Origin of the sequence: Bradyrhizobium sp. NC92 (genome assembly GCF_025200865.1) — a bacterium.
In the GTDB taxonomy this organism is placed as follows: domain Bacteria; phylum Pseudomonadota; class Alphaproteobacteria; order Rhizobiales; family Xanthobacteraceae; genus Bradyrhizobium.
Genome location: NZ_CP104171.1, coordinates 3,296,136 through 3,321,758, shown reverse-complemented (window position 1 = coordinate 3,321,758; position 25,623 = coordinate 3,296,136). Strand labels below are relative to the sequence as shown.

Here is a 25,623-nt window from a genome sequence, read left to right as displayed (position 1 = left end):
TCCACTCCCCGCAGCTTTCGCCGGCTGCGATCTCCGGCAATTTTAGCGCGGATTGCAGCGCACGGACAGCCCCGAGGCGGGCCTCAGCAGCGCGTGACGACCCGCCCATAGTCTGCTCCGTCCGCTTCTCTCGTTCAATGGCCGCCGCTCAACACGAGTGTCTGGATCGGCAGCAACAGCGCCTGAATGCGCAGCAGCAGCGCATGCACGAGGCCGACGCCATCCACGACGTGCAGCGCGATCTTCCGGCTGGTCGGGGTGTCCTTGGCCGAGATCTCCTCGTGGTTGCTGGTGTAGGCATTGACGATGCAGCTCGAGCCGGGCGTGACACCGTCGAGGCCGCCCTTGTAGAGCGGCTCCAGAAACACGAGGATCGTGCCGGGGCGGACGGCATTCTGCGGATCGATGAGCTGCTCGCCGGAGCGGAACTGTCCGGCCGCGATGTAGTCCTGCACTGTCGTGATCACCATGGGGATGATCACCCATGGCCTCGAGATGCAGGCCGCTTCCGCGACCATGCCGGTCTTCATCACCTGCGCCTCGATCTGGCCGAAACCGGCCTGGAGCGCCTTGCGGCCCGCACCCTCCGGAACGAGAACGCCGGCCGGACGCATCAGCTGGTTGACGACGTCGCCGGGGCGAACCAGGAACTGCTCGACGCGCCCGTCGACGCCGGCGCGTACGAGGGTCTTGTCGAGATCGACCTGAGCCTGGTCGAGCGCGGCTTCGGCGCTGGCCTTTTGGGCCGGCAGCAGGACGGAGACCTGCAGAGATGCGGATTGTTTCACGGCCGTTGCGGCGTCGACGCCCGCCTGGCGCTGGTCGACCAGGACCTGGAGCTTTTCGATATCCCGCTGCGGAACGATGCCCGGATTGCGGCGCTGGAGCTCGGACTTGACCTCGAGTTCGTCCTTGGCCTGCTGGTAGTTGGCCTTCGCCTCCCCGATCTGCGCCTCGGCCTTGACCACATCCGCCTGTGCGGTCTGCATAGCGGCATCGACCTCTGCAACCTTCCGCTTGGCGGTCTCGAATGCAGCCTGCTGCTTCGAGCTGTCGAGCGTGAACAGAACATCGCCCTTCTTGACCGGCGCGCTGAACCCGACTTTCACCTCGGCGACACGGCCCGAGCCTTCGGGCAGAATCGGCACGGTGCGGAAGTACAACGTCGCGGATGAGGTTGCGGGATGGAAGTAGAAGATCATCGTAATCAACGAGATCGTCAGCATCAGGCAGGCGGTGATGCCCCAGCGCAACTCGTACCAGATCGAGAAGAAGGTGATCTCCTTGCCGAACCGCTTGCCCTGAACATAACGGCGGTAGAGGTAATCGGGCAGGATCGTCAGCAGCGAACAGAACATCAGCTCAAACATGGCTGTGCTCCTTCTCCTTGGCGGGTCCCGGCTTATCCTGCAGAAGCGGCGTCGCAGCGGCCTCGGGCAAGACATCCCCGCCATCGGAAACCGGCGTTGCATCCGCGATCTTTTCGACGGATCCGGCAATGCTGCGCAGCGGCGTGCCGAAATCCGGGATGTCGATCAACGCAAGGAGCAGTCCGGCAATCCAGAAGATATGCATATGCGTGAACAGCGAGATCAAGCCGAGCACCGCAACGAGCTCGAACTGCAATTTCTGAGATTTGTGCGCCATCCGCTCGGGCAGGCTGTGCAGTTTCCAGTAGAGCGTGCCGACCCAGAGCACGATCCCGATCAGGAATACGCCCATCACCACCATCAGTGTGTCGGTCCCGCTCCCGGGCGCCAGATAGAACGGCAGATGATGCGGGGCCATCGGATGAAGCTGGTCGCTCAAGCGTCTCTCCCGGTCAAGACATGCATGTGCAGCACTGTGTGCGGATAGGTCCGCGTTTGCTTGATTTGAATCAAGGGAACGCTTTTGCGCCGGACCTAGCGTTTTCTGCGTGCTGATTGGATAACCATCAGGAGCCGCCCGCCATGCCCGGCCTAGACGATCTCATCCCCAACGCCGCCCAGATCCGAAAGGAAGCCGCCCTCAAGGAGGCTGAAAAGGCGGAGGAATATGTCCGCCTCGCCGCCGCCGCCGAGGCCGAGAAGCGTGCGCTGATCGAGCGCTTGAGCAAGCCGTCGGGCAAGACCGAGGAAGAGAAGATCAAGCTCGCCTCGACCATCATCCAGCGCGCGGTGCGAAACGGCCTGACGGAAGTGCTGGTCTATCGCTTCCCCAACTCGCTCTGCACGGACAAGGGCCGCGCCATCAATCAGATGGAGAAGGGCTGGGAGAACACCCTGACCGGAATCCCCAAGGAGATCTTCCAGCTCTGGACCGATTACCTGAAACCGCGCGGCTATCGCATTGCCTATCAGGTCATCGATTTTCCCGGCGGCGTGCCCGGCGACATCGGCGTGACCATATCCTGGGACGATTAGGACGGGTAGGCATGGCCAAGGACGCAGCTGCAGAGCGGATGAAGCGGAAGGATTACGAGAAAGAGCTCGAGAAGCTGCAGGTCGAGCTGTGCCACCTCCAGGACTATGTGCGGGAGAACAAGCTCCGGATCATCATCCTGTTCGAGGGCCGGGACGCCGCCGGCAAGGGCGGCACGATCAAGGCGATCACCGAGAAGGTCAGCCCGCGCGTATTCCGGGTTGTCGCCCTCCCCGCGCCGTCCGACCGCGAGAAGACGCAATTGTTCTTCCAGCGCTATATGGAGCGGTTTCCGGCCGGCGGCGAGATCGTGATCTTCGACCGGAGCTGGTACAACCGCGCCGGCGTCGAATACGTCATGGGCTTCTGCACCCCCGCCGAACACGAGCGCTTCCTCAACCTGTGCCCACAGATGGAGAAATACGTCATCGACGGCGGCATCATCCTGATCAAGATCTGGCTCGAGGTCGGCATGGACGAGCAGGAGCGCCGCTTCAAGGCCCGTATCGAAGACCCGGTCCGGCAGTGGAAGCTCAGTCCGATGGATCTGGAATCCTTCAGGCGGTGGTACGACTATTCGCGGGCACGCGACCTGATGCTGAAGAAGACCAGCACGAAGGAAGCACCCTGGCACATCGTCCGCTCCGACGACAAGCGAAGGGCGCGGCTGAACTGCATCGCCCACCTTCTCGGCGCCATCCCCTACAAGCGCATCAAGAAGGACACGATCAAGCTGCCGAAGCGCTCCGACAAGGGACGCTACAACGACCAGACCAGCCTCAAGGGGATGAATTTCGTCGCGCAGCGCTTTTGAGCAGCATCAGGCCGCTAAAGCGCGATGCGATTAGTATGAATCGTCATCGCGCTTTGCCGTCAATCGCTCAATAGCCATACCGGTTTTGCTGCGGGCAGACCCAATTGCCGTAGGTGTCCTGATAACAGCTGTTGTTGTAGTAGCCGTAAGCGCCGTAAGCGCCCGCTGCTGCAGCCCCAACTGCGGCGGCGCCGGCCGCGCGGCCCCAGCCGTAGCCGTAGCCAGGACGATATCCCGGATAGCCGGCGACCGGACGACCCGGACGACCTGCGACTGGATAGCGGCCGGGACGACCGGCTATCGGATGAGCAGGGCGCGGACCTCCGGCGACGCGATGGCCACCATGCATGCGGCCCGCATGAACAGCACCACCGCGGACACCTCCGCCATGAAAGCCACCTGCACGGGCGCCGCCGCCATGAAAGCCGCCACCACCGCGACGAGCGAAAGCATCGTCGGGAATGAGGCTGACGGTGAGCAGGACAAAGGCCGCAAGAGCAGCCAGAAGATAACGAAGCATGGCATCTCCTCCTATGATTGGGGTGCCATCACTCGCTGTTGGATGATGCCGCCGCACGACCGCGATAGGCACCCGACGATAAGGTCGGGTACCGATCCGATTCGAGCTTGATTTGAATCAACAAGACGAAGGCTTTGTGAGGCGGGCTCCTGCAGCGCGCGCGTGAACGGGCGCGCTGCGCGGCTCGTTCAACTCGATTTCAGGCGGATTGTGACGCCGCCGACGGCAGCCGATACTTCCGCACCGACCTTGGGGCCGCTGAGCTGGAGGATGACGCCATTGCTGTTCTGCAATTGAACCGCGCCAGCACCTGCGGCGATTGCCCCACCCGCTCCTCCCACGGCATAGGAGCCTTCGATGGATGCCGGCCCCTTCAGATTGAGCGCCCGACCGACGAACTTCGTCGTCGACGCCCCGATGGTGAGCCCCACGCTCATGCCAGACACCGTGAACGGATACTTCTTGCCCCGGTAGACCAAAACGCCCTCTCCGCCACCGGCGCCGACGATGAAGCCACCCTTGGTGAAGACGACCGCAACCTGGCCGGTATCGGCATGCGTCGGCGTGCTGAAGCCGGCAACGGTTGCGAGCGAGGCGACCAGGACGGCGCCGAAGATCAGTTTTCTCATGACGTGTCTTCCCCTTATTGAGCCAGGATCATGGCGAAGTAGCCGAAGATGGTGAGAAGGATGCCCGAGACGGCATAGCCGACCGGGAATCCGATCCAGGGCACGGAGCTCTGGATCTCGACCGCGGCCTCGCGGCACGGGCCGGAATGCGAGCGCGCGCCGGCAACGCCGCCCATCAGCACCGCCGGATTGATCTTGAAGACGTGGAATCCGATCGCCCAGACGATGAACGGCGGGATCGTGCACGCGATGAAGCCGACGATGAAGATCTTGAGCGCGAGCGCGCCGGTGAGCTGAGCCAACAGGCCGGCGCCGGCATTGACGCCGACGATCGCGACGAACACGACGAGGCCGAGATCCTCGAGCACGTTTCGCGCCGCATTCGGCGTATTGCCGAAGAAGCGCAGACGCGACACGACCGAGGACACGATCACGCCCGACAGCAACAGGCCGCCGGCATTGCCGAGGCCGACCTTGGCGCCGAAGGCCGGGAATTCGATCATGCCGATCAGGAAGCCGATGATCATGCCGACCGACAGGGTCAGCAGGTCGGTCGAGGTGTTGGCGCGCGCGATGCGGCCCCACATCTCGCCGAGCTCGTTGACCGCCGACTTCAGGCCGACCACCGAGACGATGTCCATGCGTTCCAGCTTGGTCTTGAGACCGGCCGGGATCTGCACGCCGCCCCGTTCGACCTTGGTCACCTGCAGCTGGCCGGCGATGGCCGTGTCGCGGAAGGATTCGAAAGTACGCCCGACGACGTCCTTGTTGAAGACGACGATTTCAGCCTGGTCCATGGGTATACCGAGCGTCTTGGCGTCGGCGACCTCCGGACCGATCAGGCCCATCTTCTCGGTCAGATGCTCGGTCGAGCCGCCCAGCGCGACGATATCGCCCTTCTGCAGCACGAGCTCGGGATCAGCACCCTGCGGCTCGCCATTACGCCCCACGTTGACGATCCGGTATTCCGGATTGACCGCGCGGAATTTGGCGATGCTCATCCCCACCGTCGCGGGATTTTCGAGCCGGTAGGCCCGCAGACCGAACTGACGGTAGCCGGTCAGAGCGCCGCCTTCGAGATCCTTGACGCCGAACTCCTGCTCATACTGCTTCGCGGCAGCCTTGGCATCGACGCCCCACCAGCGCGGCAGATATTTGCAGATCAGGATGATGCCGACGGTGCCCCAAATGTAGGTGATACCGTAGGACAAGGCGATCATGCCGGAGGCATCCTCTGGCTTCATCCCGGCAGGCAGTTTCACGACGCCCGACGTGACGGCCTGCTCGGCCGAACCAATCGCCGCCGACATGGTCTGCGAACCCGCCAGCATGCCGCCGGCCGCACCGGGCGGAAGCGCGAACAGCTTTGCACCGATCACGACCAGCGCCAGGCCGACCACGCTCGACACCACGGCGAGGAACAGGAACTTGATCCCGTCGCCCCTCAGGCTGTTGACGAAGGAAGGACCGACGCGCAGGCCGACGCCGTACATGAAGAGATAGTAGAACAGGCTCTTGGCAAAGTTATTCAGCTCCAGCTTCACGCCATAGCTGGATGCCCAGACCGAGAGGCCCGCGCCGACCACGATGGCACCAGCGACCATGCCGAGGCCATAGCCCTTGATGCTGGCCCGGCCGATATAGACGGCGAGACCGACCACGAAGAACAGCAGCAAATAGGGGTACTGCTGCAAGAATTCGAAAAATGCCTGCATGTTCGTCCCCTCCCGGCCTATGACGCGGCCTTGAGCTTTGGCTGCGCGCTGGGCTTTGGCCTGCCGAGCTTGGCCAAGGCTTCAGTCCGTACGAGTTTCAGCCCTTCCTTGGCGTCGTAACCATGGATCTCCTTCACATCGAGCTTGCGCATGAAGTCGATGGTCTCCTGGGTGATGACCTGGCCGGGCACCATGATCGGGAAGCCCGGCGGATAGGGAATGACGAAGTTGGCCGAGACGAGCTCGGGACCGGCCTTCAGCCGCCGGTCGATCTCTGGATCGTTGAGGCGAATGTGCTCGCAGCCGGCAACGTCATAGGCCGCGTAGAAGCCGCTGCGGATGTCGCCTTCATTGGTCTTGGTGCCGGCGTCGCCGCGGAAGCTCGGGTGGAAATGCGAGAAGTTCGGCAGGTCGGGCACATCCTTCATGAGGCTCGTCACCCGTGTCTCGAAGACCTTCCGCGCATTGGTACCGCCCTGGGCAAGGCCGCGGTCGATCTCGCCCGCGATCTCGGCGAGCACGCGGACCAGATGCGCGACATCGCTGCGGGTGTTGTTGATGTTGGACTGGACCAGCACCGAGTTACGCGAGGTCTTGTTGACCTGGATGTTGTACTCGTTGGCGAGAATGCCCTTGAACTGCGTGCCGTCATAGCCGGCCATGCCGCACACCAGCGTCATGCGGGTCGGGTCGAGGCAGAACTCGTCCTCGTTCAGGCTCTTCAGCGTATTCGCCCAGTTGACGCCGGGGGCGAGGAAGTCGGTGAAGCCGCTTTGGCGATACTGCGCCGGCACCATGGCGTCGGCACCGAGAATGCGGAAGTATTTCGAGATCAGCGGATTGTTGTTGACGGCCTGGCGGATCGCGAACGCAATCTCGATTGCATTGGCGACGAGGCCATAGCCCTCCAGCTCCATCTGCCGCCGCGAGATGTCGAGGCTGGCGATCAGCTGCTGGTTCGGACTGGTCGAGGCATGGGTGAACACCGCCTCCTTGAACTGCTGCTCGACGGTGTGGAATTCGACGTCCTTGACCGAGAGCATCGAGCCCTGGCGGATCGCCGACATCGACTTGTGGGTCGAGTTGGTCTGGTAGACGCGCAGCCGGATCTGTCTGGGATCCGGGATCAGGCGGGTCTTGAGCAGCGCCTCCTCGGACGGGTTCTTGCCGAGCTCGGCCTGCTGCTTCTCATAGGCCTCGACCGACTTGGGATGGCGCATCCATGCCTCGATCTCGTTGGCGGCGCCAAGTCCGGTGCGGCGGCGCAGGAACGGCGAGAATCGCGCGAAGCCGAACCAGGCTTCATCCCAGAGGAAGATCAGATCGGGCTTGATGGCGAGGCATTCCTCCATCACCCGCCTTGTGTTGTAGATATGGCCGTCGAAGGTGCAGTTGGTCAGGTCGACCATCTTGACGCGGTCGAGCCGGCCGTCGGCCTTGGCGCCCAGCAGCGCCTGCTTGATGGTCTTCAGCGGCACCGCGCCGTACATCGAATATTCCGTCATCGGGAAGGCTTCGACGTAGAGGGGCTGCGCACCGGCCAGCACCATGCCGTAGTGATGCGATTTGTGGCAATTGCGGTCGACGATCGCGATGTCGCCGGGCGCTAGCAGCGCCTGCACCGCCATCTTGTTCGACGTCGAGGTGCCGTTGGTGACGAAGAAGACGCGATCGGCACCGAGCGCCCTCGCCGCCTTCTCCTGCGCCTTCTTGATGTTGCCGGTCGGCTCCAGCATGCTGTCGAGACCGCCGGTGGTGGCGCTGCTTTCGGCCAGGAACAGGTTCGGGCCGTAGAACTCACCCATGTCGCGGATCCAGTCGGACTTGAAGATCGACTTGCCGCGCGCGATCGGCAGCGCATGGAAGGTGCCGATCGGACGCTGGGCGTATTTCTTGAGATTGTCGAAGAACGGGGTGTCGTAGCGATCCTGGATGCCTTCCAGGATCGACAGATGCAGTTCCAGCAGCTCTTCAACGGAATAGAAGATGCGGCGGACCACATCCGCCTCGGGATTGCCCGCCAATTCCTCCACGTCCCGGTTCGAGATCATGTAAAGGTCGAGCTCGGGCCTGACGCGCTTGATGATCTGGGCGAGCCGCAGCGCCGAGGCATCGGTTTCGTCGTTGAGACCGGCCGTGGCCATGATCGAGCGCAACACCGGCGCATCGTGGCGCGAACGCAGGCCGAAACCCTCGTTGATGATGACTGCTCCGATGTTCGGATTGAGCATCGTCGCGCAGAAGGCGTCCTCCAGGCTGCCGACGATGACGGGTTCATAGATGAATGCGTCGACCGGGCGCCGCAGCTTGCGCCATTCGGCGGCCAGCGCCGGCCATTGGCTGGATGATACGCCGGTGACGATCAGGGTCTCGAAATACGGCCTGCGCGCGCTGTGCGCGCCAAAGGCCGGCGGCACCAGTTCGGGTGCGTCACCATTGCCGTCGTCCTTGGCGTTCCAGTCGCCGGCATGCTGGCGGAAGGACCGGGTCGCCAGCGCCTGGGCAATTCTCGTCGCAAGGGCGAACGATGACGCGCCGTCGCCGGCGGCCGCAGCTTCCCGCAGCGCCGCCATGAGGTGCGGACCGGGATAGCCGTGAAACTCTTCGGTGATCGAAAGATCGGCCAGTGCCGCGTCATAGGCTGTGCGATTGCCGACGCGCGCCCAGGTCTTTGCTGCTTCCACTAGGTCGCGCCAGTCGTCTGCCCGTGCACCAGGGCCGGAAAAGAACTGGTCGATACGCTTCTGTGCGGGCTTGGCGTCTTTGGACATCTCTCTCTCCCGATCCTTTTTACCGAAGGTAATGCGGGATGGTGGGTGCGGCGCTGCTCGCTCCGTTGATCCAAGTCAACGGTCGCATGCATTATGCGACCCGATGCCATGCGTTCGCAGCGCAACACGACAACATCAGGCCGTTCGTTGTGCGACACTCGCCTGATCATCGCCGGGCAGGTCACCAGTGCCAGCGGCGTCCGTCAGCCGGCATTGTCGTTCAGCGCCGATCGCGATAGGCCGCCCGCAACGGGATAGCCATGGCCGAAGGCGGCCGCGAGGTTCGGCGCCCAGTCCCAGAAACTCCTGACGGACATCGAGCGGTTCATCGCCCGTCCTCCGAGCGGGACGCTTCGCAGCGCAGCAACACAATCAACAGCGCGACCACGGGCAGGCCCAACGCGAGATCGGGAATGTTCTTGGTGGCAAGAGCGCCGGCCGCGGCACCGAAGCCGAACACGGCACATAGTGCGAAGAAGATGCCCGAACGCCGCAGCGTTCCCAGTGGCGCGCCCCCTGCTGCGACTGCGAAGACGTTCTCGATAGCCTGACGCATATTGCCGGTGATCATCACCGTGCTGCACGCTGTGCCTTCGACCTTGAGGAACATCGCGGCCTGCATCGCCGCCACGGCGGAAATACCGAGCGTTCCGGCCAGATCGGGCAGCCGATTATGCAGGATACCGATCGCTATCAAGAGCAGGATCTCGATCAATGTGCTGATCGCGCTGGCCCGCTCGCCCGCGACGCGGCGCAGCCAGGCTGCAAGCACGATTCCGATCGCGAAAGCCAGGATTGGCGGAACGAAGTGCAAGGCCTTCGCCCAGTTGCCGGCCGTCGCATAGACCCAGAGGAAGACCAGATTTGCGGTCTGGGCGTTCGCCATCACACCGTGGATGATCCAGGTATAAGCGTCGATATAGCCGCCGGCAAAGGCGAGCAGCAGGACGATCTCGACCGTCTCATCGCGGCGGATCGCGCCGGCAGCGACGTCAAAGGTACTCATGTCGGCAATACGGGCTGTCGCGCACATTCCATTGCGTCATAGGCGACGCCACGTTGCCGCGAAGGCTTGATCTGGATCAAGCAACACCCCCGCCGCCATCAATCAAATCATGCCAAAGCGCCGGGGAATGCCATGGAAACCGTCAGGTGGATCATTGCCACCGCACCGGAAATTTTCCTGCTGCTCGCGATCGCGATCGGCACCATCCTCGGCCGCATCAGGATCCGCGGCTTCTCGATCGGAACCACCGCCTGCATCCTGATTGTCGCCGTGCTGATCGGACAACTCGGGAGTTTTACGTTCCCGCCGATCCTCAGGGCGATCCTGTTCAGCCTGTTCGTGTTCACCATCGGCTACCGTTCTGGACCGGAATTTTTCGCTTCGCTGAGCCTGCGGACCCTGGCGCAGGTCGTGCTGGCGCTGGTGATCGGCGCCACCGGGCTCGTCCTGGTGCTCATCTTCGCGCGTGTCTTCACGTTGGATACAGGGACAGCGGCGGGACTGACGGCCGGGGCGCTGACGCAATCCTCGGTGATCGGCACCGCATCTGGCGCCCTGGCGCAGCTCGGCCTGCCGAGCGACGTGCTGAAGCAGCAGGAAGCCAACATCGCGGCGGGCTACGCAGTGACCTACGTGCTCGGCTACATCCTGACGCTCCTGTTCGTGCCATTCATCGCGCCCCGGCTGATGCGGATCGATCTGAAGACGGAGGCGAAAAAACTCGAGGCGGAGCTCGCCGGCGGTGCGCCGCCAAAGACGGAAAACCTGTCCTATCGCAAATTCCAGGCCCGCGCCTATCGCGTCTCGGCCGCCGCTGGTCGTGCCATCGGTGCCATCGAGGCGGAGATCGGCAGTCGCACGGTCGTGGAGCGGATCGTGCGCGGCGGGGCCGACATCAAGCCGCAGCAGGACACCGTGCTCGAGGCCGGCGACGACATCGTCATTGCCGGTCCGACCGCCGCGATCGTCGCGGCCAAACCGATCCTCGGGGCCGAGATCGACGCGGAGGAGCTGCTGCGCAACCTGCCGGGCAACGTGATCGAGGTGCTCGTCGAAGATCCCCAGCTGCACGGCCGCTCACTTCGCGAGATCGTTGACCGGCTCGGCGACAATGCACGCGGCGTATTCCTGCGTGCGCTGAGGCGCATGGGCCGCGAAGTGCCTCTCGGTCCCGACACGCGGGTCTATCTCGGCGACGTCATGACGCTGGTCGGCAGCACCAGCAATATCGCGCGCGCAACGGCGCACGTGGGACACGCCCTGAATACCAGCGACCGCACGGACATCGCCTATCTCGCCGCCGGCATTGCAGTGGGTCTTCTGGCCGGCCTTGCCAGCTTCAAAATCGGCACTGTCGCATTGACGCTGGGTGGCGGCGGCGGCGCGCTGATCGCAGGGCTCGTCTGCGGCTGGCTGCGGACGCGCCGGCCCGGCATCGGCGCAATGCCGCCGGCGGCGCAGCAGACCCTGAGCGACATCGGCCTCGGCGGCTTCATCGCGGCGATCGGACTCGGCAACGGCCTCGCCGCATGGTCGGCGATCCAGGCCCACGGCCTGTTGCTGGTCGGCATGGGCATCGTGGTCACGCTGGTTCCGATGGTGGTCGGAACGCTCGTTGCCTATTATTTGCTGCGCATGAACCCCGTCGTGACCTGCGGTGCGCTCGCCGGCGCGATGACGGTCGATGCCGCCGTCACCGGCGCGTGCGACGTTGCCGAGAGCCAGACACCGGTGCTCGGCGTCGCCGTCCCCTACGCGGTCGGCAATGTCGTGCTCACGGTACTCGGCCCGATCGTCGTGGCCGCAACCTACGCAGGTTGAGGGAGGGGGGGATGCGACGCGGACCTGCCCTGCTCCATTGTCTCGCGATCACCTTCCTCGCCCTCTTCATGGCCGTATCGCCCACGCGCGCCGGGGACGAGGTCCGCATCCAGGAGGAAATCTGGGCGCTGCCCCTGCCGCTGCCGATGTTCGCCTATCTGGTGCGCCCGGTCGGCGACGGACCGTTTCCGCTGGTGATCATGAACCATGGTGTCTCGCTCAACCCGACCAATCGCAGCTTTTTTCCGCTGGTGGAATTTCGCGACGCCGCCAAATGGTTCGCAAGGCGAGGCTATCTCGTCGTGGCGCCCGTCGGCAGCGGGTATGGCGCAGCAGCGATCGATATCCCCGAGCGGGCGCTCTATGGGCCGTTCTTCTCGAAGGTCGGCAAATGCACCAATCCGAACTTCCATGACGCCGGCCTTGCGATCGCCCAGGTCGATCTCTGGATCATCGACTATATGGCCGCCGAGAAGCGCATCATTCCCACAGACGTGATCGTGGTCGGGCAGTCCGCCGGCGGCTGGGCTGCAATCGCCCTGTCGAGCATGAACCCGCCGCAGGTGAAGGCCATCATTGTCTTTGCCGGGGGCCGCGGTGGACGCGTCGACGGCAAGCCGAACAACAATTGCGCTCCCGACCGCCTGGTCGAGGCCACCGCCGATTTCGGCCGCACATCGCGCTTGCCGATGCTGTGGATCTACATCGGGAACGACACGTTTTTCGGTCCCGACCTGTCAAAGCGCATGCACGCTGCCTTCATCGCCGCGGGCGGCCGGGCCGAATATCACCTGATGCCGCCGTTCGGCAACGAGGGACATTTCTTCATCGGTTCGCCGGACGCGGTTCCGCTCTGGTCGCCATTGGTTGCCAAATTTCTCGATGCGCAGAACTGAGTCTCGATCTCGGAGTTGCAGCGATGGCCCGTGCTCTTGATTGTCTCTCTGGCCTTCTGGTTGTTGCAGCAGTCGGGGCCGCCACGATCGCTGCTGTCGCTTCGTCCAAGGCGGCACAATCCGAAAAGCCCCCCGAGTTCGCAACGCGCGGCCAGCGCGATGCAAACGACATCAGCTATGGCAGCTGGCAAAAATTGTGCTTCAAGGCCGGCGGCGCGCCCACCCTCTGCCGAACCTCGATCACCGGCCGGTTCGCGACCGGGCAGACGGCCGTGCGCATCGATCTGATCGAGCGGGAGGACGCGCCCACGGCCCGCCTGCAACTTTTCGTACCGGTCGGGATGTACCTGCAACAATCACCGAAATTGGCCGTCGACCATGGCGCCGCGTTCCGCATTCCCTATACCTGGTGTCTCACCAATTTATGCATCGCGGCCGACGTCGTGGCGCCAACAATCGTCGAGGAGATGGAAAAGGGTCAGACGCTTCTGCTCGAACTCGTCGATTCCAATCTTCTTGCCCTGACGGCCTCGATTCCCTTGGCGCAATTTGCCTCCGCCCACACGGGGGCGCCGACCAGGACGTTCGAGCAATATGTCGACGAATGACGGCCGGCGTGGAGCTAAAAGACGCGGGCGCGCTCGACGGACTCGATCAAGGACTGCGCCGCAAAGGGCTTGATCAGATAGGCGATGCAGCCTGAGGCAATCGCCGCGGCGCGGTTTGCCGGGCTGTCATTGCCGGTGACATAGATCACCGGCGCCGCGATCCCCTTGTCGGCCAGGCTTCGCCGCACCTCGATGCCGGACTTTGCACCCAGATTGACGTCGAGGATGATGCAGATCGCGGTGTGGAACCTGCCGTGATCGAGCAAGGCGCTACCCGTGTCGAACAGGGTGGTAGCGAAGCCGTGTCCTCGCAGGAGCCTGTCCATGCTGGTACGCATGGACAGATCGTCGTCTACGACAAAGACGGACTCGCGCAGGGGCAAGGCGACTTGCCTTTCTGGAAGACCACGGTGGGATATTGGATACGATCGCTCCGCGTTCTTTGCGCGGGTGTATGTGCATTATAGCACACAGCTCGCCGCGCACTGTCAACACGTCTTGGCATTGTCCTTTGGGACAGGCAGATTGAGGGAACTTCACGCCGTCCTGAAGCCGTCAGCCTTCGTCCGGATCGAGCATTCCGAGACGCTCTGCGATCGAAACGAGCTCCGCCAGCGAGCGAACCTGCATCTTCTCCATCACTTGATGGCGGTGCGCCTTCACCGTGCGCTCTGTGGTCCCCAGCTCATGCGCGATCTGCTTGTTGATCCGGCCGCGCACGATCAGATCAAACACCTGCCGCTCGCGCTGCGTCAGCGCGGCCAGATGACGACGAAGCAAATCGAGCCTGCTGGCTTGGGCGCGCGCCGTCCGCTGACTGGCCAGCGCCCGCTCGATGGCATCGAGCAGTTGCTCGGACGACACCGGTTTGGTCAGGAAGTCTTCCGCACCGGCCTTGATCGCACGTACCGTCGTTGGCGTGTCGGCATGACCGGTCAGGAAGATGATGGGCAACATCGAACCGGACGCGACCAGCCGGGCCTGCAGGTCCGGACCGCTCAGGCCAGGGATCCGGACGTCGAGCAGGATACACCCGACCTGCTCCTCATCCGATAGCGAGTCCAGCAGCTCCAGTGCGGAAGCATAGGTCGCTACCTCGTATCCCGCGAGCTTCAGCCGGCGCTCGATCGCGGTCCGAAAGGACGCATCGTCGTCAACAACGTGAACAAGGCCTGGCAACTCTACCTCTCACCAAAAATCAATTGGGACGCCCGACGTCCTTCTCATTTTTCAAATCGATCTTCACGTTTGAAGGTCGAAATATCTGCTTCGCAATATGTCGCATCGCCCTGTGGCCGGGCTTATCATCCAGCGCAGCAATCGCCAGTGCTGTCCTTTGGTACAATGAACCTCGGGACAATGGATAAGAATACTTCCTTGGCCGAAAATCAACTTCGGCGGGAGTGGGATTGCGCGGCGCATTCTCGGCAAAGTATTTCGTTTGACAGACCAATTCGGCGGAAAAGCTGAGGAGTTGGCCTATGTTCGTTCGCATCACGACGGATTCGACGCTGCGTCCCAATACTCTCCGCGACCTCGGCATGGCAAGTCATTCAAATGCGCTGGTCAATTTAAGCGAATTTTCCTACCGAAAAGGCTCCGAGATCTACGGCGAGAAGGAGCCGGCCGAGTATGTCTACCAGGTCAAGTCCGGTGCGGTGCGAAGCTACAAACTGCTGTCGGACGGCCGCAGGCAAATCGGCGCATTTCACCTCGTCGGCGACATTTTCGGGCTCGAGAACGGCAGCGAGCATCGGTTCACGACGGAAGCCATCGTCGACACCACGGTGCGGCTGATCAAACGCCAAAGCCTGGAAACCGTGGCCGAGGGCGATGCCATGGTGGCCAGAAACCTGCTCAGCATGACCACGAGCAACCTCCAGCACGCGGAAGACCACATGCTGCTTCTCGGCCGCAAGACCTCCCTGGAGCGCGTCGCCGCGTTCCTGCTCGAAATGGACAAGCGCCTGACGGCCGCCGGCGTCATGGCGCTTCCGATGTCGCGACGCGATATCGCCGACTATCTCGGCCTGACGCTGGAGACCGTCTCGCGGGCTTTGTCGCGACTGCATGAGCTCGGCGTTCTCGGCTTCATCGGCAACACCCAACGCCAGATCGTTCTGCTCGACCGGCACCAGCTCGCAAGCCTCGATCTGCAGTCCTGAGCCGGCGAAATGCCGTTCGCGATCCGTAAGGTCGCGATTGACCGAGGCGACAGTATCAGGTGCGCGGCAGGTCCGCACCGGGTTTTTCCGTGAGCCCGAGACGGTCGAGGGACTTGAGCAAGACTTCGAACAGAATGGCGGCGGACCAGCCGAACAGAAGAACACCGTTCATGGCAGTCAGCGGGCCGATCAGCCGCCATTCGCGTACCGGCGTGACATCGCCATAGCCGAGCGTGGTGTAGTTGACGAACGCAAAGTAGAGCATATCCGCGTCGGCGGCGGCGGCCTGCACGACATGATAGGTCACCGCCCATGTCAGAATTTCGAGCATGTGGGCGGCCTTCAACACGACGGCGACCGCGATCATGGCGCTCATCAGGTGCAATCGCGGCCGCCTGGTATGGCGCGGGACGGCACTGCGGGCGATGGTGACGGCGACCACCGTCACGAGCGCGTGGATTCCGATATTGATCACGCTGACGAGCGTGCCGACAAGGAATTGGAGCATCATCGGGTTGAAGTCAACCTTTCAATCTAGGTCAATCGCGCCTCGACGGCATCCTTCGCGACAACGGTCGCCTGATCGACGCGTGCGGGCGTAGCGCGGCCGATCCCCATCCACGCGGTCGAAAGCTCCCAGGCCACCGACAGGATGATCGGCCCAATGAACAGGCCGATGATCCCATGCGCGAGCGTACCGCCAATGACCCCGATCAGGATGACGAGCGTCGGCGTCGTCAGGCCCCGCCCCATGAGGAGCGGCTTCAGCACGTTGTCGAGCAGGCCGACCACGACGAGATAGACCGTCAACAGCACGGCGACGGTCACGTCCTTGTCCATCCAGATCCAGACCAGCACGGGGAGAAGAACGGGGGCGGCGCCGATCTGGACGATCGACAGCAGGAGCACGACGAGCGCGAGCAGTCCCGCGCTCGGGATCTCTGCGAGCTTGAAGCCGATGCCCGCCAGCAGGGCCTGAAGGATGGCGACGCCGATGATGCCTTGCGCGACGGCGCGTATGGTGGCGCCGGCGAGCTCGAGGAAGTGCTCGCTCTGGCCGGGCACGATGCGCAACAGGAAGCCGCGGAGCGCGGCGACGAACTGCGCACCGTGCGGAAGCAGAAAACCCGCGACGATCACCGACAGCAGGAATTGGAGCATTCCAATTCCGGTGTCACCGGCAAACGACAGCATCATTCCGGCGAGCGGTTTCAAGTACGGCGTCACCTCGCGCAACGCCGCACGGATGTTCGTGTAGGCCTCGTTCCAGATCGCGTAGAGCTGAGGACCGATCAACGGCCAGCTCTTGATCTGCTCCGGTGCGGCCTGGAGCGCGAGATCGCCACTGCCGATCTGGCCCGCGAGGTCCCGGATCCCTTCGACTGCACTGAGGCCGAGCCAGGCGGCGGGACCGATGACGGTGCCCAGCGTGACCAGGGTGAGAACGGCTGAAGCTGTCCGGGGCCGGCCACCGAGGCGTTGGGCGAGCCAGGCGAAGACGGGATGAAACGCCACGGCCAGCACGGCGCTCCAGCTCAGGATCGGCACGAACGGCCGGATCACGAGGAAGGTCCAGAAGATCAGCAGCCCGAGCAAGCCCAGCCGGATCACGAGCTGGACAACGTCCTCCGCGGACAGAAGCTGACGAAGCGTCTTCAAGGCTCATTGCCTCCGGGCCGGCAGACGGCTGCTGAGCAGCTAGCGGGGCGGCCACCGCGGAGGCTTGATCCAGATCAAGCCAGGCGTTCGGTCGCCTAGCGCGATCGGCGACAGGTGCCCCGCTATGTTGAGGTGCTGAGGGCCTCTTCGGAGAGCCAACGCGCAACCGACGTAGCAGCTCTGCTTCGTTTTTGCTTTGGCCTTTGCAGCAAAACAGTTTGGCCCGCGCTGGCGACGGAAGGACCGACCTGAACGAGGTGGCCGGACTCAAGGTCTCCCTGGACAAGTGAACGACGGACCAGCGCTGCGCCCGCACCGTTGCGTACCGCCTCCACGATCAATCCAGCGTCGCTGCACTGAACCATGCGACCAGTCTGTCGACGTTCGTATCCTGTCGCACTGTACCATTCCTGCCAGGAATGACCGGGCGCTACGCCCAAAAGGCCGCAGTCATCATCAAACAAAACGGTGTCTTGAAAAGGATCTGCTTGAGCAGACTTGACCATTGTCGGCGGGGCGACCGCAACCAATACGTCTTCCTCTCGGGTCATCCGATCGCCCGCAGCCGCATTGGTAGGCTGCACACGGATCGCGAGATCGAATTCTCCGTCATCAAGGGAGACTCGGGCGTCCGTGGCATGGACGTAGAGGGAGATCTCGCGCAACTCCATGGTCAGGGCTGACAAACGAGGCATCAACCAGCAGCGCGCGTAGGATGGCGCGATGCTTAGCCGAACGACGTTCTTCCGACTTCGCGACCAATCGGACGCGAGGCGTTCCTCCGCGGCTGCCAGTTGCTCAAGCAGAGGCACGACCGCCTCAAGGTAGGCCTCGCCCGCCTTGGTAAGGGCGCTCGACTGACGGTCGAACAGACGGACGTCGAGACGAGCTTCCAGCGCCGCAATTCGTTGGCTTACGGCGCTCTGGGTAAGTCCGAGTTCCGCGGCCGTCCGTCCAAAATTCCGAGTGCGGGCCAATACGGAGAAAGCGCGCAGCAAATGGGTCGGCGAAAGGTCGCGGCGCACGGGCATTAGCGAGGCTTCTCTCTCGATTAGGGAAATCGATTCGACACACCCCGTCTGATCTGGCTAGCTTTCAGCAACTTGGGGGTAAGTGATGTTCGACAGCTTCCGAACGTTAGCACGCTGGACAGGCTGGGCCAATCAGCGGATTTACTCCGCGTGCTCCGAATTAGATCCGACCGAATACTTTCGCCCCCGCGCTTGTGCATTTGGATCGATCCATCGCACGCTGAACCATCTGTTGGCCACAGACAGAATTTGGCTCGCTCGATTGACCGGCGAGCCGCACAACATTCCATCGCTCGATTATGAGGTCTGCGTCGATTTCTCCAGCCTCCGCGATGCCCGCTTCGTGGAAGACGTGCGGATCGTCGAAACTACCGACGTCATCTTGGATAAGGATGGCTGCGCTGGGAACCTGTCATTCAACAGCATGGACGGCACGCCAAGGCAGATGCCCTCGTGTTGTCGCAGCTCTTCCTGCATCACGCCCACCATCGCGGACAGGTCCACGCCCTGCTTTCGCAGACGGCCGTGACGCCGCCAGCGCTCGACCTTACCTACTTCCCGGGGGCAGCGGGACAATCAGCATTGCTGGGCTGAATGGATCGCGTCTGGTTTGCCGCGGTCCAACGGACTTTTCAACTCGGACCGGCGCCCCTCACCTCAGGACACAACCTGGCGCGCACAAACCTATGCGTCACCGAGGGGCATTGCCACTAGCGATACAAATCGATTTTCACTGAAGGCCGCATCCCGAGACGTCGCGCCGCGCCAGAGTTACGATCGCCGTGGCGGCCGCCTTCAACCCATCCTCCCGCGCGATGGACACGGCGAGCGCCGTGGCACTGGCGCGTGGAGCGTCCCTGTTCGCCTCGTCGATGGCGCGCGCAAGCCGATCCGTACTCAGGCTTTTGGCGGGCACAGGCGACGGGGCAGCGCCAGCTTTGTGCAGGCGATCAGCCCAGAAAGGCTGGTCGCCCGCGAATGGGACTACCACCGAGGGCACGCCGGCACGGGCCGCGGCGTGGGTAGTGCCGGCACCGCCATGATGGATCGCCAACGCCACGCGGGGAAATAGCCAGCCATGTGGCACGTCCGCCAACAGATGGACGTTAGCAGGCAAGTCGGCGGCCACTGCGCCGCCCCAGCCGGGGTAGAACAGCGCGCGCCGACCGCGCAGCGCCGCCAGCGCCTCGCGCATCAACTGCGCGCCGCCCAGGCCCCCCATGCTGCCAAAACCGAAATAAATTGGCGGCTCGCCTGCGGCGAGGAACTCGCCCAACGCTGCTGGTGGCGACCAGTCGGTCACGGGCGCCAGCCACTGGCCGCAGATCCGCGCGGTTGGTGGCCAGTCGGCTGGCTGCGGCACGAGGCTTGGGGATATGCCGTAGAGCATCGGATGGTCGGTCCAGACACTGCGGCGTGGCGGCAGCCCGCACACGGCAGCGCGGGCCGCGTTGACGGACGTTTTGAAGATGCGCCAGAGCAATGCATTGACCAGCCTGTGGCTCGTCCGGTTCAGCCAGCGCGGCACAGTACCCGGGCGCACGAATGGTGAGGCGAATTCACGCGTCGGCGTAATCGGGATGAGCCCGGTGCCGATGGCCGGAATGCCGAAGGCCTCCGCAGCAGAAAGGCCCACGAAGGCGGCCAGACCGCCGAGAACCACGGCGTCGCAGTCTTCTGCAGCGGCGGCCGCGGTGCGGAGCCACGCTTCGGATCTGGCGGTGGCGATGCGGGCAAATGCGCTCGCCGTGTCGGCGAAACCGCCGCCGCTTTTAGCAAGCGTGTCCTGCCGGAGCGCGGAGCGAATGTCGCCGGCGAGGCCGGTTGCCGGTACACCGAGGGCCGCGGCGTAGCCGAGCGTGGCGACGTCGGCCAGCAGGTGGACACGGTGGCCGGCATCCATCAGTGCCCGGCAAAGCAGCGCCATGGGGCGCGTATCGCCCTCGGTGCCATAGGTGACGGCGACGAACTTCACGTGGCCTTCCGGGTATTAGGTTTTATACGCGTTCATGTCGGGCCGTTATCAGTCATTGACCGCCTGACCTCAACTTCGACGCAGGTTGTCTCGGCGTATGCTCAGACGTCGTTGGCGAATGATTCTTCGCCTGATACATTTCGAGCGCTTCCGCGCAACGCATTATGGTGGGGGCGATCAAAGGCCGATATGCACGCCGCAGGAGCCACCCCGGAAACCCGACACCGCGCTCCTCCATCGCGACACGAGCCCGCGGATGGAATATGAAGCCCGGCCCTGCCGGGCGATAGCGACGCGGATGGACGCCGAACTCTATTCGCTCGATATGTTTGACGTTCTTGTAGCCGTAGTGGGCCGGTGCCACCAACCGCAGCGGCGCTCCATGGGCCACCGGGAGCGGCGCGCCGTCCAAACGATCGGCCAGCAGCACCTCCGGCTGCAACAGGTCGACCAGCGGCAAAGCGGCGTGGTAGCCATCGCTTCCGCGGAACACAACCAGTTGGTCTTCGCACGCTTGAATTAAAGCGAACGCGGTGCAGAAGTCCCGAAAGCCAACGCCTTCCCAGCGGTGGCCGAGACTGCTCCAGGTTGTGACGCAATGGAAGTCGCTGAGCTGGATCGTTCGCGGCAACGCTCCCCAACGATCCGGCCCTACTTCGCCGACGACACGACCATCACTGCTCAATTCAAATCGCACCGTGTCTGGTTTCCTGGGAAAGCGCTTCGCGAAGCGCAGTAACCCGAAACGCGGAAAGGAAGCGATCGGGCGCTGGCCAGGTGGCAAGGTCATCGCCCGTGACCTCGAAGGCTTGCGTGAGACGCCCTGCGCTCTGACGCATTCGGCTGACTGCGCGAGTTAGCGTTAGGGCCGATCGACCATGGAACTCTGTCGTGTCTGACCTGATCTGCCAATGAGCCCGTGACGGCGACAGTCATCGGTAACCTCCTGGTTTGCACGGCGTTCGCGACTCTACTTGTTTTTAATTATAGAATCTAGTATCTAATTCGGATGCCCAGGCCATCGAAGTTCACCGAACATCAGATTCTGGATAGCGCAGCGCGTATCATCGCGAACTCTGGCATAGCCGCCGCCACGATGTCCGCGATCGCCCATGCGCTTGGGGCGCCGTCCGGATCGATCTATCACCGGTTTCAATCACGCGATGAACTGCTGGGCCGCCTGTGGCTCGGTAAGATTGCGGCATTTCACCGGGGGTTTTCAGCGGCGCTCCAACACGACGATCCCAACGAGGCCGCCATCGCCGCCAGTCTGTTCGTTCCTCAGTGGGTCAGGTCGGATCGAACAGGTGCTCGGATCGCGATCATGCATCGGAGGGAGGAGTTTGTAGGAGGTGGCTGGCCGCCAGATATGGAGCGCGAAGCACGGCGCCTGGGAAAGGAGTTTGACGTTGTCCTGGACGACATAACCCGACGGCTATTCGGCGAGGTTTCGCCCACGTTGAGACGCGCGACTAGATTCGCGATCATTGACATCCCCTATGCCGGGGTGCGCCCGCACATCTCGCGCGGTGAAGCGCCGCCGCCCGAGATCGACAATCTCGTGCGCGCGGCAGCAATAGCGAGCATTCGCGCAACGCGCGAAACCTACGCTGAACTAACCGGAGCACGTCGCCCCACCGCCCCGTGATCGATGCCCAGTCAATCTCCTATGAATGCGCATGGGCGCATGGTCGCCTCGGCTTCCATTTCGCGGAGGCAACATTCCAGGCCAATCGCTGCGCCTTCGTGTCCACCGGATGTGGGCGAGCCAGTGCTTTTATTCATGCATCACAAAACTATCCAACACGCGCGTAAATTCCGACTGGACAATGCGAGCGACCCACACACAGAGAATTCCATGATGGCAACGAAGGTTTTGCAACGAATTGGCTCGGCACTCCTCATCACACTGGGCGTTGGTCACCTCATCCTCATGATCATCTTCCGAGGGCCAAAAATGCTTGATTGGGTCACCCAGGGCCTCTGGGCGGCGGTGCCGCTCAAGGGCACGCAGCCCAGTATCGAATCATTGCAGAACGCAGTCGTCTTCTGGGCAAGCATAGGCAGCTTTGCGATACCCTCGATGTTGCTGGGCGTTCTCCAGTGGACGCTTGCCGGAAGGGGCATCACGCCTGGGGCGTGGCTCGGCTGGACGGTGACCATCTGGTTCGCATTGTTGACGTTGCTGCTGGTCCCATCTCCGGGGATCTTGGGCGTGATCGCCGGCATCTTGTTCCTTGTCGCTACCCGGCAGGCGCGGCCCACTTGACCATGAAGACCCTCGGAACCAAGCACGAGCAGCAATCGGCGCGGACCGAGATGGATCGATTTGGATGCTCGGCCGACACGGAGTCCTTTTCAGCCGCTATGCACCCCGCGCCTGGGACGGCCAGGGAAATATTCTACCGCCTCAAAAAGAAGCCGTGTCCGAAGGACACGGCAAGTTTCAGGGAGGGTGAACCGGGAAAATTCCCGATGCATGCGTGAGGCGTGGCCCCAGCCAATCATCCGCCGGAGCACGATCGAAATCATCAGCAGTCGTTAGCAGCCGCCGTCACCATTTCAACGCGGCCGTGCGCACGGGATGGTCCCAAAGCGCACGGGTCTCGGTATCGAGCAGACTCACGGTGAGCGAGCACCCCGCCATGTCCAGCGAGGTGACATAGCTGCCGACCAGCGAGCGGGCGATGCGCAAGCCGCGCTTTTCGAGCATCCGCCGCGCCGCATTGTACATCAGATAGAGTTCGATCGCGGGCGTTCCGCCAAATCCATTGACGAGAAGCAGGGCTTCGTTGCCCTCGCGGGCGTCGAGATCCCCGGCAATGGCAGTGGTCATCTCAAGAGCGATCGCATCGGCACGCTCCAGCTTGACGCGGCGGCGTCCCGGTTCGCCATGGATGCCGACACCCACCTCCATCTCATCGTCGGCGAGCACAAAGGTCGGCGTGCCTGCAGCCGGAACCGTGCAACTCGTTAGTGCCACCCCCATCGAGCGCGTCCGGGCGTTGACGCGCTCGCCGAGTGCAACGCAAGCTTGGAGGTCGGCCCCCTTCTCGGCCGCCGCGCCGACGATCTTCTCGACGATCAGAGTCCCGGCCACACCCCGGCGGCCGATGCTGTGGGTGGAATTCTCGACCGCGACGTCGTCGTCGGTGACGATGGTGGCCGTGTGTCCCTCGGAAATCTCGGCCGCCATCTCGAAATTCATGCGATCGCCCGCATAGTTCTTCACGATGAAGAGCACGCCGGCCTCGCCCGAAACGGCCTGCGCCGCCTCGACGATCTGGTCCGGTGTCGGCGAGGTAAAGACCTGTCCCGGACAGGCCGCATCGAGCATGCCATAGCCGACGAAGCCCGCATGCAGCGGCTCGTGCCCGCTCCCGCCGCCCGATACGAGCGCGACCTTCCGCGAATTGAGCTCGCGGCGCCGCACGAACTTCCGCTCGGGCCCGAGCGTCACGAGATCGGCATGCGCCGCAGCCAACCCGTCGAGGCTCTCCGCGAGCACGCCATCAACCGAATTGATGAATTTTTTCATGGTCTCCTCCCCGCTTCGTCTCCCTGAGCTTGGCGCTCATTTTTCCCGTATGATCGCACTCAAGCGCCGCGCGAATTCCTGCAGCAGCGCATCGAGCTCCGCATTGCGCTTCGAGCTGCCGAGGTCCGGCAGGTGCAGCGTCAGCGTCCGTTCATGCGCCCCCTCCGTCAGGCGGCCGATCCGGCGCGGGTGCGCACGGGTGTAGGCGCGAAGGAACGCCGCCTTCGCCTGCGGCGGGAAATGGCAGACGTCGAAGATCGTGTTCAGGTGCTGCACGGGAATCGGCACCGGATAGGCCGGGTTGCTGATCTGGCTGACAAAGCTGCGGTTCTTGCCCATGGCATGGGCCAGCCGCAACCGCATGCCTGACGGGCGGCTCTCGAGCACCTCCTTGAAGATGCGCTTGTAAACCGCAACGGCGCCGGCCTCCGCCGGTTCATCGATCGCCATGTCAGCCAAGCCCGCCTCCGCTGCTCAAGCGGTCGATGGTCTGCTTGATCTGCGCCAGCGCCGATGCATTCACCGACAACTCGCGCAGGCCGCAGTTCAGGAGCGCGGGCAGGCAGCGCGGATCGCCCGCCATGTCGCCGCACAGGCTGACGCTGGTGCCAGTGCGGCGTCCGTGCTCCGCGGTTCGCGCGATCAGTTCGAGCAGGGCCGGATGCAAGGGGTCTATCAAGGGGGCGAGAGCTCCATTGGAACGGTCGCACGCAAAGACATATTGCGCGAGATCGTTCGAACCGATCGAGAAGAAGGAAGCCTTGAAGGTCGCGGTCGCCAGGGCCGCCGCCGGGACCTCGACCATGATTCCCAGCTCCGGAAGCATCGCGGCAATGCCCTCGGCCTGCAAGCGCTGCACGATTTCGGCGAACAGCTTCCGTCCGGACTCGAACTCGTCCGGCGCCGTGACCATCGGAAACATGACCCTGAGATTTCCATGCACGGCCGCACGCGCCAGCGCGCGGAGCTGCACGCTGAAGATCTCGGGGCGGGCGAGGCAAAGCCGCAGGCCGCGCACGCCCAGAAAGGGATTGGCCTCACCGTCGATGGTGAATCCAGGTACCGGCTTGTCGCCGCCGGCATCGAAGGTGCGAATGGTAACCGGGCGTCGATCGGCCCAGCGCAGAACGGCATCGTAGGCGCGATACTGCGTCTCCTCGTCCGGCAGGCCGCCGCGCTCGGCGAGCAGAAACTCGGTGCGCATCAACCCAATGCCGTCAGCATATTGTGCGTCGGCATGATCGAGATCCTCGACGCGCTGGATGTTGATGAGCAGCTTGATCCGCTCCCCGCGCCAAGATGCGGTCGGCCGTCGCAGGATCGCCCGCGCGGACGCCCGGCTCTTGCGATGAATTTCGCGCCGCTTCTCGAATAGCCGGAGCTGCTCGACGCTGGGATCGAGCTCGAGAGTAGCGGCCTCGCCATCGAGCAGCGCCGTCGCGCCGATCTCCGGAACGGCGCCGAGCTGCACGACCATGGGGATGCCCCGCGCGCGCGCCAGCATCGCGACATGACTCGTGGGGCTACCGCGCAGGAGCGCAAGACCACCGCCGGCCGACCAGTCGATCTCCAGGAAACGCGAGGGCGGCAGATCGTCGGCGCAAACGACGGCACCGCTCGGGATCTTGGGGGCCTCGCCCCCGCCTCCGCGCAAGATGCTGATGATGCGGTCGCGCAGATCCGCAAGATCGGAGCAACGCGCCTTCAGATACTCGTCCTCGGCCGAATTATAGTCCGCAATCTGCTCGTCGAGCGCGGAACGCCACGCGACGTCGGCGGCATCCCCTTCGCTTATTGCCGTGAAGATCGCTTCGATGAAATCCTCATCCTCCAGCAGCGCGACCTGGAACTCGAGAATCTGCGCGGCCTCACCTCCCGCGATCGCGGCGAGCTCGGCGATCTGCCCGCTCGCCGCGTCGATCGCCTTGCGAAGATCGAGCGCCTCCTCGACCAGCGAGCCTGCGATCCGCTCGCCATTCGTGCCCGCATCGACACGGACGAGCGGGCCGTGGGCAAAGCCGATCGAGGCGGTCCTGCCGCGATAAGCCAGTCCGGCAGCGCTTCCCTGCATG

27 protein-coding genes and 1 pseudogene are annotated in these 25,623 nt (G+C 63.4%); 10 read left to right on the top strand and 18 right to left on the bottom strand.

What is annotated here, in order from left to right; translation table 11 throughout:
- Nucleotides 1-134 precede the first annotated feature (134 nt).
- Nucleotides 135-1,370 carry an HlyD family secretion protein gene (locus N2602_RS15410; RefSeq protein ID WP_260383165.1) on the bottom strand — a complete coding sequence of 412 codons (1,236 nt, stop codon included), beginning with the start codon at nucleotides 1,368-1,370 and terminating at the stop codon, nucleotides 135-137.
- Nucleotides 1,363-1,788 (bottom strand): hypothetical protein, encoded by a 426-nt coding sequence (locus N2602_RS15405; RefSeq protein ID WP_172784644.1) that lies wholly within the window; start codon nucleotides 1,786-1,788, stop codon nucleotides 1,363-1,365. Before N2602_RS15405 ends, N2602_RS15410 begins: the two co-directional genes overlap by 8 nt.
- Nucleotides 1,789-1,952: 164 nt before the next feature.
- Between N2602_RS15405 and N2602_RS15400 the strand changes: the two genes are divergently transcribed.
- Nucleotides 1,953-2,405, top strand: coding sequence for a hypothetical protein (locus N2602_RS15400; RefSeq protein WP_172784567.1), 453 nt, complete (start codon nucleotides 1,953-1,955; stop codon nucleotides 2,403-2,405).
- An 11-nt stretch (nucleotides 2,406-2,416) separates the two neighbouring features.
- Nucleotides 2,417-3,217, top strand: a complete 801-nt coding sequence (gene ppk2, locus N2602_RS15395) for a polyphosphate kinase 2 (RefSeq protein WP_260383164.1) — start codon at nucleotides 2,417-2,419, stop codon at nucleotides 3,215-3,217.
- A 67-nt stretch (nucleotides 3,218-3,284) separates the two neighbouring features.
- Here the strand turns inward: ppk2 and N2602_RS15390 are convergent, their stop codons facing one another.
- The 6 genes and pseudogenes from N2602_RS15390 to N2602_RS15365 form a co-directional block, all read right to left on the bottom strand.
- Nucleotides 3,285-3,737, bottom strand: a complete 453-nt coding sequence (locus N2602_RS15390; RefSeq protein WP_260383163.1) for a hypothetical protein — start codon at nucleotides 3,735-3,737, stop codon at nucleotides 3,285-3,287.
- Nucleotides 3,738-3,925: 188 nt separating this feature from the next.
- Nucleotides 3,926-4,366: a hypothetical protein gene (locus tag N2602_RS15385; RefSeq protein WP_172784564.1), complete on the bottom strand. Its 441-nt coding sequence runs from the start codon at nucleotides 4,364-4,366 to the stop codon at nucleotides 3,926-3,928.
- Nucleotides 4,367-4,380: 14 nt separating this feature from the next.
- Entirely contained in the window at nucleotides 4,381-6,081 is a 1,701-nt protein-coding gene (locus tag N2602_RS15380; protein ID WP_260383162.1) for an aspartate:alanine exchanger family transporter, read from the bottom strand.
- A 17-nt stretch (nucleotides 6,082-6,098) separates the two neighbouring features.
- Nucleotides 6,099-8,852 (bottom strand): decarboxylase, encoded by a 2,754-nt coding sequence (locus N2602_RS15375; RefSeq protein ID WP_260383161.1) that lies wholly within the window; start codon nucleotides 8,850-8,852, stop codon nucleotides 6,099-6,101.
- Nucleotides 8,853-9,058: 206 nt separating this feature from the next.
- Nucleotides 9,059-9,173 (bottom strand): annotated as a pseudogene (locus tag N2602_RS15370) (SulP family inorganic anion transporter); the annotation flags it as partial.
- Nucleotides 9,174-9,177: 4 nt separating this feature from the next.
- A complete protein-coding gene (locus tag N2602_RS15365) occupies nucleotides 9,178-9,858 on the bottom strand; it encodes a YoaK family protein (protein WP_172784561.1) in 681 nt (226 codons plus the stop codon).
- Between the two features lie 132 nt (nucleotides 9,859-9,990).
- Between N2602_RS15365 and N2602_RS15360 the strand changes: the two genes are divergently transcribed.
- The 3 genes from N2602_RS15360 to N2602_RS15350 all read left to right on the top strand — a co-directional run bounded on the left by N2602_RS15360 (nucleotide 9,991) and on the right by N2602_RS15350 (nucleotide 13,183).
- Nucleotides 9,991-11,679: an aspartate:alanine exchanger family transporter gene (locus N2602_RS15360; RefSeq protein ID WP_260383160.1), complete on the top strand. Its 1,689-nt coding sequence runs from the start codon at nucleotides 9,991-9,993 to the stop codon at nucleotides 11,677-11,679.
- 68 nt (nucleotides 11,680-11,747) lie between these two features.
- Nucleotides 11,748-12,575, top strand: a complete 828-nt coding sequence (locus N2602_RS15355) for a S9 family peptidase (protein WP_260383659.1) — start codon at nucleotides 11,748-11,750, stop codon at nucleotides 12,573-12,575.
- Nucleotides 12,576-12,598: 23 nt separating this feature from the next.
- Nucleotides 12,599-13,183 (top strand): invasion associated locus B family protein, encoded by a 585-nt coding sequence (locus N2602_RS15350; RefSeq protein ID WP_172784558.1) that lies wholly within the window; start codon nucleotides 12,599-12,601, stop codon nucleotides 13,181-13,183.
- Between the two features lie 14 nt (nucleotides 13,184-13,197).
- Here N2602_RS15350 and N2602_RS15345 read toward each other — a convergent pair whose 3' ends face one another.
- Nucleotides 13,198-13,566 carry a response regulator transcription factor gene (locus N2602_RS15345; protein WP_260383159.1) on the bottom strand — a complete coding sequence of 123 codons (369 nt, stop codon included), beginning with the start codon at nucleotides 13,564-13,566 and terminating at the stop codon, nucleotides 13,198-13,200.
- A gap of 172 nt (nucleotides 13,567-13,738) precedes the next feature.
- Nucleotides 13,739-14,362 carry a response regulator transcription factor gene (locus N2602_RS15340; protein ID WP_260383158.1) on the bottom strand — a complete coding sequence of 208 codons (624 nt, stop codon included), beginning with the start codon at nucleotides 14,360-14,362 and terminating at the stop codon, nucleotides 13,739-13,741.
- A 302-nt stretch (nucleotides 14,363-14,664) separates the two neighbouring features.
- Here N2602_RS15340 and N2602_RS15335 point away from each other — a divergent pair, with 302 nt between their 5' ends.
- Nucleotides 14,665-15,348, top strand: coding sequence for a helix-turn-helix domain-containing protein (locus N2602_RS15335; protein WP_172784554.1), 684 nt, complete (start codon nucleotides 14,665-14,667; stop codon nucleotides 15,346-15,348).
- 55 nt (nucleotides 15,349-15,403) lie between these two features.
- Here the strand turns inward: N2602_RS15335 and N2602_RS15330 are convergent, their stop codons facing one another.
- From N2602_RS15330 to N2602_RS15320, 3 genes are all read right to left on the bottom strand, one after another.
- Nucleotides 15,404-15,859 carry a potassium channel family protein gene (locus N2602_RS15330; protein WP_260383157.1) on the bottom strand — a complete coding sequence of 152 codons (456 nt, stop codon included), beginning with the start codon at nucleotides 15,857-15,859 and terminating at the stop codon, nucleotides 15,404-15,406.
- Nucleotides 15,860-15,882: 23 nt separating this feature from the next.
- Nucleotides 15,883-17,007: an AI-2E family transporter gene (locus N2602_RS15325; RefSeq protein WP_260383156.1), complete on the bottom strand. Its 1,125-nt coding sequence runs from the start codon at nucleotides 17,005-17,007 to the stop codon at nucleotides 15,883-15,885.
- Nucleotides 17,008-17,129: 122 nt separating this feature from the next.
- Nucleotides 17,130-18,038, bottom strand: a complete 909-nt coding sequence (locus tag N2602_RS15320; protein ID WP_260383155.1) for a LysR family transcriptional regulator — start codon at nucleotides 18,036-18,038, stop codon at nucleotides 17,130-17,132.
- An 85-nt stretch (nucleotides 18,039-18,123) separates the two neighbouring features.
- Here N2602_RS15320 and N2602_RS15315 point away from each other — a divergent pair, with 85 nt between their 5' ends.
- Together N2602_RS15315 and N2602_RS15310 are read left to right on the top strand one after the other, a co-directional pair.
- Nucleotides 18,124-18,567, top strand: coding sequence for a DinB family protein (locus N2602_RS15315; RefSeq protein ID WP_260383154.1), 444 nt, complete (start codon nucleotides 18,124-18,126; stop codon nucleotides 18,565-18,567).
- Complete coding sequence (locus N2602_RS15310; protein ID WP_260383658.1) at nucleotides 18,510-18,632, top strand: DinB family protein; 123 nt, start codon at nucleotides 18,510-18,512, stop codon at nucleotides 18,630-18,632. The genes N2602_RS15315 and N2602_RS15310 overlap by 58 nt, the downstream gene beginning before the upstream one ends.
- A 136-nt stretch (nucleotides 18,633-18,768) precedes the next feature.
- On the opposite strand, the gene N2602_RS15305 is transcribed toward N2602_RS15310, so the two are convergent.
- Entirely contained in the window at nucleotides 18,769-20,013 is a 1,245-nt protein-coding gene (locus N2602_RS15305; protein ID WP_260383153.1) for a glycosyltransferase, read from the bottom strand.
- Nucleotides 20,014-20,065: 52 nt separating this feature from the next.
- Nucleotides 20,066-20,803 (bottom strand): molybdopterin-dependent oxidoreductase, encoded by a 738-nt coding sequence (locus N2602_RS15300; RefSeq protein ID WP_260383152.1) that lies wholly within the window; start codon nucleotides 20,801-20,803, stop codon nucleotides 20,066-20,068.
- A 219-nt stretch (nucleotides 20,804-21,022) separates the two neighbouring features.
- Between N2602_RS15300 and N2602_RS15295 the strand changes: the two genes are divergently transcribed.
- Nucleotides 21,023-21,661: a TetR/AcrR family transcriptional regulator gene (locus N2602_RS15295; protein ID WP_172784547.1), complete on the top strand. Its 639-nt coding sequence runs from the start codon at nucleotides 21,023-21,025 to the stop codon at nucleotides 21,659-21,661.
- A 210-nt stretch (nucleotides 21,662-21,871) separates the two neighbouring features.
- A complete protein-coding gene (locus N2602_RS15290; RefSeq protein WP_172784546.1) occupies nucleotides 21,872-22,282 on the top strand; it encodes a hypothetical protein in 411 nt (136 codons plus the stop codon).
- Nucleotides 22,283-22,567: 285 nt separating this feature from the next.
- Here N2602_RS15290 and dhaK read toward each other — a convergent pair whose 3' ends face one another.
- The 3 genes from dhaK to ptsP are packed head-to-tail and all read right to left on the bottom strand — an operon-like array spanning nucleotide 22,568 to nucleotide 25,622.
- Nucleotides 22,568-23,551: a dihydroxyacetone kinase subunit DhaK gene (gene dhaK, locus N2602_RS15285; RefSeq protein ID WP_172784545.1), complete on the bottom strand. Its 984-nt coding sequence runs from the start codon at nucleotides 23,549-23,551 to the stop codon at nucleotides 22,568-22,570.
- A gap of 36 nt (nucleotides 23,552-23,587) precedes the next feature.
- Nucleotides 23,588-24,001: a hypothetical protein gene (locus N2602_RS15280; protein WP_172784643.1), complete on the bottom strand. Its 414-nt coding sequence runs from the start codon at nucleotides 23,999-24,001 to the stop codon at nucleotides 23,588-23,590.
- 1 nt (nucleotide 24,002) lies between these two features.
- On the bottom strand, nucleotides 24,003-25,622 hold the full coding sequence (gene ptsP, locus N2602_RS15275; RefSeq protein ID WP_172784544.1) for a phosphoenolpyruvate--protein phosphotransferase: 1,620 nt from the start codon (nucleotides 25,620-25,622) through the stop codon (nucleotides 24,003-24,005).
- Between the last annotated feature and the right edge of the window lies 1 nt (nucleotide 25,623).

Coding starts and splice junctions, on each gene's coding strand:
- N2602_RS15385 (WP_172784564.1), bottom strand. CDS start 4,366: ATGAGAAAACTGATCTTCGGCGCCGTCCTGGTCGCCTCGCTCGCAACC.
- dhaK (WP_172784545.1), bottom strand. CDS start 23,551: ATGAAAAAATTCATCAATTCGGTTGATGGCGTGCTCGCGGAGAGCCTC.
- N2602_RS15355 (WP_260383659.1), top strand. CDS start 11,748: ATGGCCGTATCGCCCACGCGCGCCGGGGACGAGGTCCGCATCCAGGAG.
- N2602_RS15315 (WP_260383154.1), top strand. CDS start 18,124: ATGTTCGACAGCTTCCGAACGTTAGCACGCTGGACAGGCTGGGCCAAT.
- N2602_RS15400 (WP_172784567.1), top strand. CDS start 1,953: ATGCCCGGCCTAGACGATCTCATCCCCAACGCCGCCCAGATCCGAAAG.
- N2602_RS15290 (WP_172784546.1), top strand. CDS start 21,872: ATGATGGCAACGAAGGTTTTGCAACGAATTGGCTCGGCACTCCTCATC.
- N2602_RS15360 (WP_260383160.1), top strand. CDS start 9,991: ATGGAAACCGTCAGGTGGATCATTGCCACCGCACCGGAAATTTTCCTG.
- N2602_RS15410 (WP_260383165.1), bottom strand. CDS start 1,370: ATGTTTGAGCTGATGTTCTGTTCGCTGCTGACGATCCTGCCCGATTAC.
- N2602_RS15380 (WP_260383162.1), bottom strand. CDS start 6,081: ATGCAGGCATTTTTCGAATTCTTGCAGCAGTACCCCTATTTGCTGCTG.
- N2602_RS15330 (WP_260383157.1), bottom strand. CDS start 15,859: ATGATGCTCCAATTCCTTGTCGGCACGCTCGTCAGCGTGATCAATATC.
- N2602_RS15405 (WP_172784644.1), bottom strand. CDS start 1,788: ATGGCCCCGCATCATCTGCCGTTCTATCTGGCGCCCGGGAGCGGGACC.
- N2602_RS15365 (WP_172784561.1), bottom strand. CDS start 9,858: ATGAGTACCTTTGACGTCGCTGCCGGCGCGATCCGCCGCGATGAGACG.
- N2602_RS15300 (WP_260383152.1), bottom strand. CDS start 20,803: ATGACCTTGCCACCTGGCCAGCGCCCGATCGCTTCCTTTCCGCGTTTC.
- N2602_RS15320 (WP_260383155.1), bottom strand. CDS start 18,038: ATGCCCGTGCGCCGCGACCTTTCGCCGACCCATTTGCTGCGCGCTTTC.
- N2602_RS15335 (WP_172784554.1), top strand. CDS start 14,665: ATGTTCGTTCGCATCACGACGGATTCGACGCTGCGTCCCAATACTCTC.
- N2602_RS15375 (WP_260383161.1), bottom strand. CDS start 8,852: ATGTCCAAAGACGCCAAGCCCGCACAGAAGCGTATCGACCAGTTCTTT.
- N2602_RS15390 (WP_260383163.1), bottom strand. CDS start 3,737: ATGCTTCGTTATCTTCTGGCTGCTCTTGCGGCCTTTGTCCTGCTCACC.
- N2602_RS15295 (WP_172784547.1), top strand. CDS start 21,023: ATGCCCAGGCCATCGAAGTTCACCGAACATCAGATTCTGGATAGCGCA.
- ptsP (WP_172784544.1), bottom strand. CDS start 25,622: ATGCAGGGAAGCGCTGCCGGACTGGCTTATCGCGGCAGGACCGCCTCG.
- ppk2 (WP_260383164.1), top strand. CDS start 2,417: ATGGCCAAGGACGCAGCTGCAGAGCGGATGAAGCGGAAGGATTACGAG.
- N2602_RS15350 (WP_172784558.1), top strand. CDS start 12,599: ATGGCCCGTGCTCTTGATTGTCTCTCTGGCCTTCTGGTTGTTGCAGCA.
- N2602_RS15280 (WP_172784643.1), bottom strand. CDS start 24,001: ATGGCGATCGATGAACCGGCGGAGGCCGGCGCCGTTGCGGTTTACAAG.